At 30.0% G+C, this 14,902-nt stretch carries 12 protein-coding genes; 5 read left to right on the top strand and 7 right to left on the bottom strand.

Going from position 1 to position 14,902, the window contains the following annotated elements:
• Positions 1-191 precede the first annotated feature (191 nt).
• From CQA75_RS07685 to CQA75_RS07675, 3 genes are read right to left on the bottom strand one after another with little or no spacing between them, the layout of a single operon-like run.
• A complete protein-coding gene (locus tag CQA75_RS07685) occupies positions 192-1,559 on the bottom strand; it encodes a TolC family protein (protein WP_137624404.1) in 1,368 nt (455 codons plus the stop codon).
• A 1-nt stretch (position 1,560) separates the two neighbouring features.
• A complete protein-coding gene (locus CQA75_RS07680; protein WP_137624403.1) occupies positions 1,561-3,492 on the bottom strand; it encodes an ABC transporter permease in 1,932 nt (643 codons plus the stop codon).
• Positions 3,492-4,652: an efflux RND transporter periplasmic adaptor subunit gene (locus tag CQA75_RS07675; protein ID WP_137624402.1), complete on the bottom strand. Its 1,161-nt coding sequence runs from the start codon at positions 4,650-4,652 to the stop codon at positions 3,492-3,494. The genes CQA75_RS07680 and CQA75_RS07675 overlap by 1 nt, the downstream gene beginning before the upstream one ends.
• 194 nt (positions 4,653-4,846) lie before the next feature.
• Between CQA75_RS07675 and dsbD the strand changes: the two genes are divergently transcribed.
• Positions 4,847-6,553 (top strand): protein-disulfide reductase DsbD, encoded by a 1,707-nt coding sequence (gene dsbD / locus CQA75_RS07670; RefSeq protein ID WP_137624401.1) that lies wholly within the window; start codon positions 4,847-4,849, stop codon positions 6,551-6,553.
• Between the two features lie 275 nt (positions 6,554-6,828).
• Positions 6,829-8,076 carry a major outer membrane protein gene (locus CQA75_RS07665; protein ID WP_137624400.1) on the top strand — a complete coding sequence of 416 codons (1,248 nt, stop codon included), beginning with the start codon at positions 6,829-6,831 and terminating at the stop codon, positions 8,074-8,076.
• Positions 8,077-8,199: 123 nt separating this feature from the next.
• Here the strand turns inward: CQA75_RS07665 and dnaJ are convergent, their stop codons facing one another.
• Positions 8,200-9,318 (bottom strand): molecular chaperone DnaJ, encoded by a 1,119-nt coding sequence (gene dnaJ, locus CQA75_RS07660; RefSeq protein ID WP_137624399.1) that lies wholly within the window; start codon positions 9,316-9,318, stop codon positions 8,200-8,202.
• Positions 9,319-9,457: 139 nt separating this feature from the next.
• Here dnaJ and CQA75_RS07655 point away from each other — a divergent pair, with 139 nt between their 5' ends.
• The 3 genes from CQA75_RS07655 to recR are packed head-to-tail and all read left to right on the top strand — an operon-like array spanning position 9,458 to position 11,944.
• Complete coding sequence (locus CQA75_RS07655) at positions 9,458-10,129, top strand: response regulator transcription factor (RefSeq protein ID WP_137624398.1); 672 nt, start codon at positions 9,458-9,460, stop codon at positions 10,127-10,129.
• On the top strand, positions 10,129-11,376 hold the full coding sequence (locus CQA75_RS07650; protein ID WP_137624407.1) for an ArsS family sensor histidine kinase: 1,248 nt from the start codon (positions 10,129-10,131) through the stop codon (positions 11,374-11,376). The genes CQA75_RS07655 and CQA75_RS07650 overlap by 1 nt, the downstream gene beginning before the upstream one ends.
• Positions 11,360-11,944, top strand: a complete 585-nt coding sequence (gene recR, locus CQA75_RS07645) for a recombination mediator RecR (RefSeq protein ID WP_137624397.1) — start codon at positions 11,360-11,362, stop codon at positions 11,942-11,944. The genes CQA75_RS07650 and recR overlap by 17 nt, the downstream gene beginning before the upstream one ends.
• On the opposite strand, the gene CQA75_RS07640 is transcribed toward recR, so the two are convergent.
• Genes CQA75_RS07640 through CQA75_RS07630 form a run of 3 tightly spaced genes read right to left on the bottom strand, consistent with a single transcriptional unit; the run spans position 11,941 to position 14,901 of the window.
• Positions 11,941-12,474, bottom strand: a complete 534-nt coding sequence (locus CQA75_RS07640; protein WP_137624396.1) for a HyaD/HybD family hydrogenase maturation endopeptidase — start codon at positions 12,472-12,474, stop codon at positions 11,941-11,943. The genes recR and CQA75_RS07640 overlap by 4 nt on opposite strands.
• The gene (gene cybH / locus CQA75_RS07635; RefSeq protein ID WP_137624395.1) at positions 12,471-13,163 is read right to left on the bottom strand and encodes a Ni/Fe-hydrogenase, b-type cytochrome subunit; all 693 of its coding nucleotides are present in this window, start codon (positions 13,161-13,163) and stop codon (positions 12,471-12,473) included. Before cybH ends, CQA75_RS07640 begins: the two co-directional genes overlap by 4 nt.
• A gap of 10 nt (positions 13,164-13,173) precedes the next feature.
• Positions 13,174-14,901 (bottom strand): nickel-dependent hydrogenase large subunit, encoded by a 1,728-nt coding sequence (locus CQA75_RS07630; protein ID WP_137624394.1) that lies wholly within the window; start codon positions 14,899-14,901, stop codon positions 13,174-13,176.
• Position 14,902: the final 1 nt, after the last annotated feature.

Genomic DNA, 14,902 nt, shown 5'->3' with positions numbered 1-14,902 from the left:
AACAAATTGTGGGTTAGTGTTGGGTGGGTTTTCCTTTTTGTAAAAATCATTTCAAAATAAAACTACTGATTAAATCAGTGGTTTTATTTCTTTGGTTTTTAGTTTTTAGTTTTTGTTATCTTCTATTATTCTTAGTTGAATTATCTTGTTTTTATTTTTTGTTCTTGTTAATATTTTTGGTTTTAGTTGATTTATTTTTTGGGATTAAATTTGAAAGATTTTTCTCCTATAGCAGTGATTTGATAATATAAATTGATCGTTTTATAAAGATTAAATTTTGCCCTCAAAAGTTCTTCTTCGCTAGAATTTAAAGCATTGGCAGCATCTAGATAATCTTTTAACTCGCTTTTGCCTAAATTATATTTTTCATAATAAGCTTTTTTGATCAACTTTTCTTTTGAGTTAATCTCTTCTAAATTTTTTAAAAGTGAAATATTGCTTTGATAATCCTTATAATTAAGCTCATATTCATTAATCGCACTTTGTAAAATTTGTTCGTATTCTACTAAAAGTTTATCGTATTCAAATTCTGAAATTTTGATATTTTGACGCACTCTACCATAATCAAGAAAAGGAAGGGAAATTTTGATATTTCCGCTTAAAATTTCAAATTTAAAACTATCATTAAAATTTTCATCACTGCCATTTAAAATTCCGCCCAAAGAAACACTTGGCAATATGGATTTTTGCATAGAGGTGTAATCTTTAAAAGCGGATTTTAGATTATTGATCTTAACTTGTACATCCGGACGATAAGCAAGTACTTTTAAAGGAATGTTAAATTCAGGCTTTAACTCTTTAAAATCAGACAAAGACAAGGTTTTAAAATATTCTATATAAGAAAACCCCTCTTTTTTGCCTAACAAATCTTGCAAATTTTTAATCAATAAATTTCTATTTTGCTCATTGCTTAAAAGATTTTGCTTTGCTTTTAAAGCACTTTGCTCTAAATTCAGCAAATCAAGCTCTTCTATCTTTCCAAGCTCGTATTTATAAGTATAAAGCTCTTTCATTTGAGTTAAATTTTGAAAATATTGTTCAAGTAAATTTTGCATATCATTAAAATAGGCAAGTTCAAAAACATCATTTAAAGCTGTATTAACCATGCTGATTTTTAAATTTTGCAAATCATATTCACTTGCCTTTGCACTAAATTCACTTGCCTTTGCACTATCTCTTATCTTTCCATAAATGTCTAATTCATAACTTAAATTTAAAGCATTGTTAAAATTTTTACCTTCTAATCCTGAATTTAAATTTTTACTCTTTGCAAATCCCAAATTAGCACTCAAACTCGGATATAAATCATAATCAATCAAATCAGCCCTAGCCAAAGCACTCAATAAATTTAATCTCGCCACTTTAACATCGCTATTATTTTTTAAAACATAATCTATAAATTCATCCAAACGCTTATTACCATAAGCTTTGTACCATTCATAACTTATATTTAAATCCTTTAAATCACTCTGTTTTATCGAAGGCTCTTTGGGTAAAACCAACTTTGTCCCACAAGCTGTTATAAAAAAACCGATTAAAAAGCTGATTAAAATTTTCATTTTATTCCTTTGATAAAGCATGAATAGGATTTAAATTCGCCGCATTTCTAGCAGGAAAAAATCCAAAAATCACTCCGATTAAAATTGAACTTAAAAGGCCTAAAAGTATAGAATATGCATTTAAAATCATCGGAAAATCAGTGCTTAAATGATTAAAAGCAAAGATCACAAATACAGATAAAATAACCCCCAAAATCGCCCCTATAGTACATATCATAATCGCTTCAATTAAAAATTGCATCATAATATCTTCTCTTCTAGCACCTATAGCCATACGAATTCCAATTTCTCTTGTTCTTTCACTCACAGAAACAAGCATGATATTCATCACACCAATTCCTCCAACCACAAGAGCGATGATCGCTACACAAATTGTAAGTATTGTTGTTGTTTTTTTGTTTGCTGTATAGGTTTTTCTAAAAGTGTCAGAATTGAAAGTGAAGAAATCTTTTTGCCCTCTTTTAAGGGTTAAAACACGTATAATCGCACTTTCAGCTAAAGTAGAATCCATATCATCTTTAACCTTAACAACAATTTCACGCAATTTTTTATCTCCAGTAATTTTATTCATAAGCGTTGTATAAGGGATGTAAAGACGCACAACATTATCATCAAATATTTTATTTTGATCTTTTTTCAAAATTCCTATAATTTTAAAAGGTTGAGAATCAAAAATCACCACTCGGCCTAAAACATCTTCATTGCTTAATTCTGGAAATAAATTCTTTTTAGCATTAAAATCAAGAACGACAACATTTGAACTATGCTGCACCTCATCTTCACTTAAAATTCTTCCTGTATCAATCTTTAAGCCATCAATGGCAAAATTATTAACCCCTACTCCCTCGGCTTTAGCGTTTAAAGAAATATTACTATAAGTTGCCACGCCTGAAGAGCTAGTGTAAGCATCCACAGCTTCTAAAAAATTCAAGCTTTTTAAAGTTTTTAGATCACTAAAATTAAGCCTCGTCTTACCCGAACGCAAATCTCCAAATCCTTTACCTGGAAAGATCTCTATACTACTTGTGCCAAGATCAGAGATAGATTGCAAAACTCTAGCTTGCGAGCCAAGCCCTAAAGCCACGACACAAACCACAGAGGCAATTCCTATAATAATACCAAGCATCGTTAAAATAGAACGCAACTTATGTGCAATTATAGAAGAATAAGCGATTTTAAAACATTCAAAAGCTTGATTTTTAAGCAAAGCTAAAGTTTTTCTTTCTTTCGTCATCACTCTAGGAGTAATTTTTTGATCATTTATGCTTTTTTTCTCTTTGCTATCGCTTAAAATTTCACCATCTTTTATTTCAATAACTCTTTTAGCTTGTTGGGCGATTTTAGGATCATGAGTAACTAAAACAATAGTATGGCCTTGCTTATTTAATTTTTGCAAAATTTCAAGCACCATAATCCCACTTTTGCTATCTAAAGCTCCCGTTGGCTCATCAGCTAAAATCAATTCTCCGCCATTCATCAAAGCTCTTGCTATAGAAACGCGTTGTTGTTGTCCGCCACTTAACTCATTAGGCTTAGAATAAAGCTTATGACCTAGATCAAGATCGCTTAAAAGCTCTTTAGATCTTTGTTTTCTCTCTTGCACACTTTTACCCGCATAAATAGCAGGTAAAGAAACATTTTCACTAGAATTAAATAAATTTAAAAGATTATAACGCTGAAAAATAAAACCTATTTTTTCACGTCTTAATCTCGCTTTTTCATCATGGTTAAGATTAGTAACCTCATACTCATCTAATAAATAATTTCCACTGCTTGGACTATCCAAAGTTCCTATGATATTAAGCAAAGAGGTTTTTCCGCTTCCGCTTTGACCGATAATTGCTACAAATTCACCCTTTTCTATATCAAGATTGATATTTTTTAAAATAGCATTTTCACCTATATTTTTATAGATATTTCTTAAGCAAATCATTAAAATCTCAATTTAATTTTTGATGCAAGTCCATCAGCACTAGAGCTGAGTATTAAATTCTCATTTTCACTCACACCTTGTAAAATTTCAGTATTAATAGCATCTTTAATCCCAAGTTTAACGTATTTTTTAACAGCTTCATCATTTTCTAAAACCTCGACATAATAACCTTTTTCATCGTTTTTAATCGCATAGTTTGGAACGACAATCACATTTTTAGCACTCGCAACGATGATCTCATTTTCAACACTCATACCTATACGTAAAAAATTATCTTTATTTGGAACATAAAATTTAGCATAATAATAAATCGCATTAGAAGTTGAACTAGAAGAACTTGAATCCGAATTTGAACTCGAATCACTCACTTCAGTATCAGCTGGATCGATGCTTTCTATTTTAGCATGATAAGTCTTTTGAGGATCGCTTAATAAAGAAAAATTAAGTTCTGTTCCTACTTTTATCTTACTCACATCCGCTTCGGCAACTTCCATTCTCACTTCCATTTCATCTAAATTAGCTATGCGAACTATAGTAGGTGTGTTTTGATTTGCATTAACAGTTTGTCCTTCATCAACTGCTACATTAATAATCACCCCATTAATCGGAGCGGTTATCGTGGTATAATCTAAATCTTTTTGAGCATTTTTAAGCGTGATTTCAAGCTGAACAACTTGTGCATTAAGATCGGCAACATTGGCTTTAAGAGTGTAATAATTATTTTTTTGACTTTCTAAATTCTCTAAAGAAGTCGCCTTTAAAGCGTAAAGCTTCTTTTCTCTTTCGTATTGTTTTAAAGCAATATCTAAGGCAACCTTCTTGCTTTCTAAATTTGCCTTAGCACTTTGAAGTTCTGCTTTTGTAATATCCAAATCATTTTGCTGCTTATCTTTATCAATTTGAGCGATCAAATCGCCTTGTTTGACATAAGAACCCACATCCACGTAAAGTTTTAAAATTTGTCCGCTAACTTGAGCTCCAACATCAACTTGATCTTTAGCATAAACTTTTCCTATGGCCTCTATGGATTGAGATATATTGTCTCTTTGTATTTTTTGAGTGAGGTAAGTCACCTTTTCTTTATCATAAAAAAACCAATAATAAATCCCACTAAAAATAACAATCAAAAACACTACTATAAAAATAATCTTTTTTTTCATTAAAAACCTTATTAATTATTATTAATATCAATTTTAAAGTTTGAAAGTGAATTTTTTGTGAATTATTGTAAATTTTTAACGTTTAAATATAAGTTAAAGTATTATAATTTTTATTTTTTAATAAAAAAGCTTTTTTAATTTACTACAAAAAAATATAATTTCAATCAAAAACACATTCTAAAAAGGAAAAATAATTGCGTTTTATTATAATACTTTTATTAAATTTTTGCATTTCATTTGCTTCCATTTTATCTTTAAACGATGCTTTTCATGTTGATTCAAAAAAATACGATAGTTCTATTATCATCGATGTAAAATTAGGACAAGATATTTATCTATATGCAAACAAAATCAAACTTCACATTAACGACAAAGATATAACATCTTTTTTAAATTTTCCCCCAAGTGTTGAAGAAAATAACGAAAAAGTATATTTTAAAGAATTAAATTTAGCCTTGCCTAATTTACTTTTAGAACATTATGCTAAAAACAATCTCAATCAAATCAAATTCGAATTTCAAGGTTGTTCTAAACAAGGTTTATGTTATAACCCTCAAATTTGGTATCTAGATCTAAGCTATCAAAACAACCAATTTTCAGTTTCAAAACCTTACAAACAAACTAAACAAACCAAACCTAAAGAAACTTTTAATTCTCAATCCGAAGAAGGAATGATTGCTAATTTTCTAGCTACAAATAATCTTTTTTGGATTTTGCTTAGTTTTTTTGGCTATGGAATTTTACTCTCTCTTACGCCTTGTATTTTACCTATGATCCCTATTTTATCTTCCTTATTGATCGCAAAAAGCGGGGGTAAAAATTCTAAAAAACACAGCTTTTTTCTTTCTTTTATTTATGTATTTTTTATGTCTTTAGCATACGCAATTGCTGGAGTGATTGCGAGTTTTTTAGGTGCAAGTGTTCAAGGAATTTTACAAAAACCTAGCGTTTTAATTATTTTTGCGCTGATTTTTGTTCTTTTTGCACTTGCGATGTTTGATATTTTACGTTTTGAAATGCCTTTAAAATTTCAAAATTTCATACACAAAAAAAGCGATAATAAAAAAGGTATTATAGGTATAGCCATCATGGGCTTTTTATCTGCTTTGATCGTAGGACCTTGCGTAGCAGCTCCTTTGGCTGGAGCCTTAATATACATAGCAAATACCAAAGATGCATTGCTTGGCGGAAGTGCCCTTTTTATAATGAGTTTTGGCATGGGAATTCCTTTGCTTTTTATAGGCTTAGGGTTAGGATTTTTAAAACCTGGTGCTTGGATGGAAAAAATAAAAGTATTTTTTGGCTTTGTTATGCTTGCGATGGCCATTTGGATACTCTCTCGTATCATAGAGACTCATTACATTTTAATGGCCTTTGGAATTTTAGGTGTGTTTTTTAGTGTTTTTATGGGAATTTTTGAAAAAGCTCTTGATGCTTTTGCTAAGATTAAAAAAAGCATTTTGATTTTAGTTTTAAGCTATTCTCTTTGTTTATTTTTAGGTGGACTTTTTGGAGCAAAAGATTTTTTAAACCCTTTAAACTTTAGCACAAAGCAAGAAAATCAAGCTTTAAATTATCATTTTATAAACAATCTTGATCAAATCAATCAAGAAATAAAAAACAATCAAGCCTTAATGCTTGATTTTACAGCGTCTTGGTGTGAAAATTGCAAACTCTTAGATGAACTTACTTTTAGTGATCAAAGAGTTATTGATCAAGTTAAAAAATATAAATTGATCAAAGTTGATGTCAGTCAAAACAATAATGAAGACATAAAAACAATGAAAAAATTTAATGTTTTTGGACCGCCTGTTTTGATTTTTTTTGAAAATGGTAAAGAAAAATTAAAAATTACAGGTTTTATAAGTGCCGATGATTTGTTAAAAAAGTTAAAATCATGAAAACAAATTTTTATAAAAATTCAAAATAAGATTTAAAATTTTTATAATTACTTATCATTTACTTTTAATTTTTATACTTACAAACGAATACAAACATTCATAAGAAAACTCCTTAAAATTGCATCTAGTTGAGTTACATACTCGACTAGATTTTGTCTTTTTATGACTTCAAAATTAAATCCAAAAATAAACTTTAAGTATTTTTTAAGATAAACTCTTATTTTTTATGCTACAATTACATCGTTTTAATTTTAATTTTAAGAAGGAGAATTCTCATGAAACTAGTTAAACTTAGTTTAGTTGCAGCTCTTACTGCAGGTGCTTTTTCTGTAGCTAGTGCTACTCCAATGGAAGAAGTAATTAAAGATATCGATGTATCTGGAGTATTAAGATACAGATATGAGTCAGGTTCTTTTGATAAAAAATTTCCTGGTTATAGAAATGATTTAATTACTAGCAAACAAAACCATCAATACAGAGCACAACTTAATTTTAATGCTGCTATAGCAGATAATTTTAAAGCTTTCATTCAATTTGATTATAACTCAAAAGATGGTGGATTTGGAAATAATACAAATAATATTAGCAACACTAGCGATGGATTCCATGTTCGTCAATTATACTTAACTTATACAAACGAAGATGTAGCTACAAGCGTAATCGCTGGTAAGCAACAACTTAACACTATCTGGACAGACAACGAAATCGATGGTTTAGTTGGAACAGGTATAAAAGTAGTAAATAATAGCATCGATGGCTTAACTTTAGCTGCATTCGCTGTAGATAGTTTTAATGAAGGACAAGATCAAAAATATGGTGATACTGACGCTAGTCCTGTTTTAAATTGGCAAAAAAATCTTTATGGTGCTGCAGCTGTAGGTTCTTATGAAGCTCTTGGTGGACAACTTAACCCACAATTATGGTTAGCTTATATGGATGAAAATGCTTTCATGTATGCTTTAGATGTAGCTTATAGCACAACTATTTTTGATGGTGTAAATTGGACTCTTGAAGGTGCTTATTTAGGAAACTCCGTTGATAACAAACTTAAAGATACTACTGGAGCCGGTAATGGCAACTTCTTTGCTTTAAAAGGTGCTATTGAAGTAAATGGTTGGGATGCTAGCCTTGGTGGTTTATACTACGGTGATAAAGAAAAACCAACTTTAACTGTAATTGAAGATCAAGGAAATCTTGGTTCTTTACTAGCTGGTCAAGAAATTTTCTATACTGAAGGTTCTCAATTAAATGGTAGCCTTGGTAGAAATATCTTCGGTTACGTAACAGCTGGTTACACTTTCAATGAAACAGTACGCGTAGGCGGTGATTTCGTATATGGTGGAACAAAAACAGGCTTTGAAGGCCTTGGTGGTAAAAAATTAGAAGCAGTTGCAAGAGTAGATTATAAATACTCTCCAAAACTTGACTTCTCAGCATTCTATTCTTATGTAAATGTAGATAGAGATCATGGTGTTAAAGGCGATCACAACGCTGTAAGACTTCAAGCTCTTTACAAATTCTAAAAATCACTTAGAATTAAAACTTTTAAAGCTAGGTTTTATAAAACCTAGCTTTTTTTATGTCTAAAAAATCTTTCATTTTTTATAAAAAATGTTTATCAGTTGTCTTAGAAAATTTTTGATTGGCTATGATTTAAACCAATCAGCTATTTTTTCAAAAAATCCCTTTTGTTCTTGATGCATACCATCTTTAATCCCAAAACTTTCACTGAGTTTTTCTAAAAGTTCTTTTTGTTCATCGTTTAAAGAATTAGGAAATTTAATAGAAATTTGGACGATTTGATTACCGATATAAGAACTATGCACATCTTTTACCCCTTCTTTCTCAAGAACAAATCTTTGACCATCTTTAGCACCTTTAGGTAAATTTAAAACCGCTTCTCCTCGTATAGTAGGAACTTTCACACTCTGTCCTAAAATAGCTTGAGTAAAAAATACTGGATATTCTATATATATATCATTCTCATCTCTTATAAAAGTTCTATCCTCATCAACAATAATCTTAACGTACAAGTCGCCCCTAGAACCATTTTTACTTATATTACCTTTAGAATTAACTCTTAAATTCATCCCGCTATCTACACCTTCTGGGATACTAATTTCAACTTGATCTTTTATCTCTTCATAGCCTTTACCTTTACAATCGCTGCATTTTTCACGAATGCTTTCTCCACTTCCCTTGCACTCCGGACAAGTTTGTGCAAAAGTGATAAATCCTTGAGAAATTCCTACTTGTCCGCTTCCTTTACACTTAGGGCAAGTTTGAAGTTTTCCATCTTTAGATCCTGTTCCTTGACAAGTTTTGCAAGAATTTTTATAAACAAAATCTATATTTTTTTTACATCCAAATATAGCTTCTTTAAAACTCAATCTTAAATTAACAATCAAATCACTTGCAAATTTTTCATCACTTGTTTTCTTACGACGCGATGAACGACCAAAACCATCACCAAAAAAGCTAGAAAAAATATCCCCTAAGTCCTCAAAACCTCCAAAACCAGAAGTATTTCCAAAGCCTCCTCCTTTTAATCCATCTTTGCCATATCTATCATAAATAGCGCGTTTTTCATCATTACTCAAAACCTCATAGGCTTCATTGACTAATTTAAATTTGTCTTCAGCTTCTTTATCTCCTTGATTTCTATCTGGATGATATTTTAAAGCCATTTTTCTATAAGCTTTTTTTATCGTATCTTTATCTGCACTTTGTGTAATTTCTAAAATCTCATAATAGTCTAATTCCATATAAAATCCTTAACTTTTGTAATAAAAAATATCAAAAAAGCTAATTTTAGCAAAAATAAACTCAATAATTTATCAAAATTTAAATAAAATTATGTAAATATTATTAAAATGATAAAATAATAATGAAGGAAAACATTAAATGATTAACGTATTAATGATAGAAGATGATCCTGATTTTGCACAACTTTTATCTGAATATTTAGCTCAATTTAATATAAAAATTACAAATTTTGAAACCCCACAAGAAGCTTTAAATATGGGTATGCAAGGTTATGATTGTTTGATTTTAGATTTAACCCTACCTGGAATAGATGGACTTGAAGTCTGTAGAGAAATCAGACAAAAAAATAATATTCCTATTATTGTTTCTTCAGCAAGAGGAGATCTTAGTGATAAAGTAGTAGGACTTCAAATCGGTGCAGATGATTATCTTCCTAAGCCTTATGATCCTAAAGAAATGTATGCAAGAATCACTAGTCTTATTCGTCGCACAAAGAGAGTTGAAACTTCAAACAATGAAAATATCAATTCTGCCTTTAAAATTGATGAAAGAAGGCATGAAATCAGCTACAATGATAAAGTTTTAACGCTAACTCCTGCTGAATATGAAATTTTAGAATATCTTATTCAACAGCACAGTTATAGCGTGTCTAGAGAGCAACTTGTCAATCGTTGTAAAAATCTTAAGGATAAAGATTCTAAAAGTTTAGATGTAATCATCGGCAGATTAAGAACTAAAATCAATGATAGTTCCAAATCTCCAAAACATATTTTTTCCGTTAGAGGAATAGGATACAAACTTATAGGATGATTCAAAAAAAGTATTCTATTTATACAAAATTAGTTGTTTTATTTGTCGTAACCTTCCTTCTAGTTTGCATTCTTTTTATTGTTTTACTAAAAATTGAAGAAAATGCTTATGCTGAAGAAGGGGTTTTAAGACAAAAAAACCTCGTTAAAAATATGGTCAATTCTTATAATCCAAATTTTAATATAGACGCTTATTTTAATAACAATAACTTTTCTGCTGTAAAAAATCCAGACTTAATACATACCATTAAAGAAGATGGCGAAATTCTTTTTTATGATAGCAATGATAAGGTATGCCATTTTATTTCTTTAAAATATCATAATAATCTTTACATCGATATTCAATGCGGTGATTTTAAAAAATTTTATAAAGAAAATATTAATGATAGAATTTACAATCTTTTATTGATAGGATTTTTCTTTTTTTCCTTTTTGGTTGTTTTTATGTATTTTTCAGTTTTAAAATCCCTTGAACCTCTTAAAAAACTTAGAAAACAAGTTGCTGAAGCCGCAAATGGAAAAAAACCTGATTTTGTAGATTATCAAGAAGATGAAATAGGAAAAATTGCCTTTGAATTTAAAAAAGCCTTTACAAGGAATCAAGAATTAATACAATCAAGACAACTTTTTTTACGTACGATTATGCATGAGTTAAAAACTCCTATAGGAAAAGGAAGAATCATTGCAGAAATGATCAAAGAAGACAAACAAAAGGAAAGATTAATCGATATATTTTCGCGTATGGATTCTTTAATCAATGAATTTGCAAAAATAGAAAATCTTTTCTCAAAAAACTATAATTTGCATTTTAAACCCATCCATTTTAGCACCATACTTGAAGAAGCTAAAAATTATCTAATGAGAGATGATTTTAATAAAATTGTCAAAATTCACTTAAAAAGTGATGCTTTGATTAATGTTGATATGGAAATTTTTCCTTTAATCTTAAAAAACTTAATTGATAATGCTTTAAAATATTCAAGCGATGGAACTTGTGAAATATATTCTCATCATCAATATTTTGTTATTCAAAATCCAGGACGCAAATTAAGCGAACCTATAGAATATTATTTTGAGGCTTTTACCCGAGAAAAAGATGAAAAAGTAAAAGGGATGGGCTTAGGTCTTTATATTGTCTTTGAAGTATGTAAATTACATAATTTTGATATTATCTATTATTATGAAAATAATAAACACTGTTTTAAAGTTTTTTTCGGAGAAAAAAATCATAATGAAACACAAAAATGATTTGGAAAAATTTAACAATTTAATTGAAAGTTTTTCAAATTTACCTACTATAGGCAAAAAAACTGCTATTCGTCTTGCTTATTATATATGCATAAATAATCAACTTGAGGGTATGAAACTTGCACACAATATTGAAAATGCCTTGCGTTTTATCAAACCTTGCCAACAATGCGGATCTTTAAGCGAAAACGAACTTTGCGGAATTTGTACCGATGAAGAAAGAAATAAAGACACCTTATGCATCGTTGAAACTCCAAAAGACATTCTCATTATAGAGGAGAGTAAAAGCTATCAAGGCTTATATTTTGTATTGGATGGATTAGATAATGAAAAAATATTAAAACTAGAAGAAATGATACTAAAACAAAATAGCAAAGAATTAATTTTTGCCCTACCTCATAGTATTAACTCAGATGCAACTATTTTTTTTATTGAAGATAAATTTAAAAAATTAAATCTGAAATTTAGCAAAATCGCTCAAGGTATTCCAAGCGGGGTTAATCTTGAAAATGTCGATACCATTTCTTTAAATAAAGCAATTCAATATCGCACTAAAATTGAAATTTAACTCTTGTACGCATTATTTGCTAATTCTTGTAAAGAATAATTCTTAACTTTTTTACACTCAAAACCTTCTTTTTTTAAATAATCTAGCAAAGTTTTTTCCATAATTTCGCTTGATTTTAAAATTTCATTTGAAAGCTGAAAACTCATTGGCTCTATACGTTTAGGAATACAAGCTAAAATTTGAGTTTGAGGTAAATCACCCATTAATTCCATATATTGCAGAGTTTGAAGCATTTCAACTTCATGCGCACTTCCACTCCAATTAAGATTTTTTGGCATTGCCTCATAAGGAAAGAAAAATACATCTCCTATATTTGCATTATCAGCATCAATACAGTCTATTAAAATTACTCTATCATAACTTGCGATTATATAACTTAATTGTAAAGCTAAAGTTCCACCATCTATAAACTCTATACTATGAATGGGATGAGTAAATTCATAATTTTTTTTCAAAAAATTACAAACATGAACTCCTATGCCCTCATCCGCAAACATAATATTCCCTATGCCAAGCACAAGGAATTTCAATTTCTCTCCTCTTTGACATATTTATAACCGCTAAAAATCGCATCCATAGCACCATTTTTGCCTTTAACAGCATTAAAAATAGCCATATAAACATGAATAGGAACAAAAATCATCACAACCCACATTAAAATTCTATGATAAATTCTAACTTCTGCCAATCCACCCAATTTCGCTTCAAGTGGTTTTAAAAGATCATATAACATCCCACCTAAACCCTCATGATAGGTATGAGTGTAAAGAATAAGTCCTGTTAAAATGATACCAAGCATCACAAGATAAAATAAAAAATAAGTCACAAATTGCAAAGGATTATAAACACCTCTTAGGTGTGGATGTTTGCCTAAAAAAATATAAAATTTAATTTGATTAATCCAAAGCTTAATGCTAAAAAGATCTAAAATAGAAACACGCTCTTTATGACTGATTTTATCGCAAAAGAAAAGATAAAATTTAAAAATAATACAAGCAATTAAAACAAATCCTACAGCTTGATGAACTAAACGATATTTAGCCTGCATAAAATTTACAGGCTCAAAACTACTCATAGGACTTTGAAATACATAAGAAATATAATATCCAGTTCCTATTAAAATCACTATAGCAATCGCTCGAATCCAATGTGTTAAACGCAATCCGATGCTAAATTCATATTCAGCTTTTCTTTGTAATTTTTCTTCTTTACTGCTCATAAAAAGCCTCCTATAAATTTACATTGACTTTATATTCGCTTAAATTATTTCCTTTGGTATCCATAACATGCACAGCACAAGCTATACAAGGATCGTAAGAATGAATTTTGCGTATAATTTCAAGTGGTTGTTTAACATCAGCTATTTTAAGACCTATTAAACATTGTTCATAACTTCCACCTACTCCATTAGCATCTTTTGGACTCGCATTCCATGTTGAAGGAACTACAGCTTGCCAATTTTCAATCACACCATCTTTTATTCTACACCAATGGCTTAAAGTTCCTCTTGGTACATGACCCATATATCGGCCTCTATATTCACCATTAACCATTTTACTTGTATCTGGAGTATAAGGTGCACAAGTAGTTTGATCTACTTTTAAATTTTCTACCAAATTATCAAAGGCTCTTAAGGTATTATTAGCCACAATTTTAGCCTCCAAACAACGAGTAGCAGTTCTTCCAAGAGTGCTAAATACCGCATTTAAAGGAAGTCCTGTTTCTTTTAAAAACTCATCAACCACTGGAACAACATTTTTATTTCCTTTGGCATAATTAACCACTATATTTGCAAGAGGTCCAACTTGCATTGGATTTCCTTCATAACGTGGCGCTTTAATCCAACTATATTTTCCTTTAGTATCAAAAACCTTAGAATTAACCTTATTTCCATGATGATCTATACTATCTCCATCAACAAATCCTGTATAATTTGGATTTGTTTTGCCATCATAAGGATGTAATGGTTCATTATCTACATACCAAGAATGAGTCGCTTCTTCAGTAATTTTATTTTCATCTACCTCATAAACTTTACTTAAATCTCCATTTTTAATTATGCCGCTTTCAAATAACCATTCATTTTTTCCGAGTTGAAATTCTTGAAAAGTAAATAGATTATTTACCCCGATATCATTTAAAACACTAGCTTCATTTGCATAAGCTTTTCCTGCCATTACAAGATCTGGATAATAAGCACGGTTAACAAAATCTTGCACTTCTTGGAATTTACTCATATATTCTCCCATTCTTGAAGGGCTTAAAAGATCCATAACACAAGTTACTCCCCCAACGGTTAAGCTTTGCGGATGTGGATTTTTTGCTCCAAAAATAGCCATACATTGAGCAATAATTCTTTGGATTCTTAAACATTCTAAATAATGAGAAAGAACGATTAAATTTTCTTCAGGAGTCAAACGATAAGTTGGATGTCCATAATAAGCATTTGCAAAAGGCCCTAAATTGCCCTTATCTACAAAAGTTTTAAGTCTTTGTTTTACTTCAAGAAGTTTATCAGCCCCTGTTGCATAAGGATTTGAAGTATATTTAAAAGCCTCATCACTTGCTTTCTTAGGATCCGCACTTAAAGCACTCACCACATCAGCCCAATCAAGCCCATGAAGTTGATAAAAATGCACTATATGATCATGTAAAAAAAGAGCTGCATTCATCAGAGTTCTAGTAAGCAATGCATTTAAAGGAGGAATAATACCTAAAGCATTTTCAACAGCCACAATACCTGCTTTATAATGAGAAAATGTACATACTCCACAAATTCTTTGAGTCATAAAGCCCGCATCCCTTGGATCTCTTCCTTTAACAATGGTTTCAATACCACGCCATAAAGTAGAACCAGCATAAGCTTCTTTTACTACATTGTTATCATCAACAACAACTTCAACTCTTAAATGTCCTTCTATTCTTGTAATTGGATCAACGATTATTTTTTGACTCATT

This window comes from Campylobacter taeniopygiae (assembly GCF_005406225.1).
Classification (GTDB): Bacteria; Campylobacterota; Campylobacteria; order Campylobacterales; family Campylobacteraceae; genus Campylobacter_D; species Campylobacter_D taeniopygiae.
This window is presented reverse-complemented; position numbering and strand designations above follow the sequence as displayed.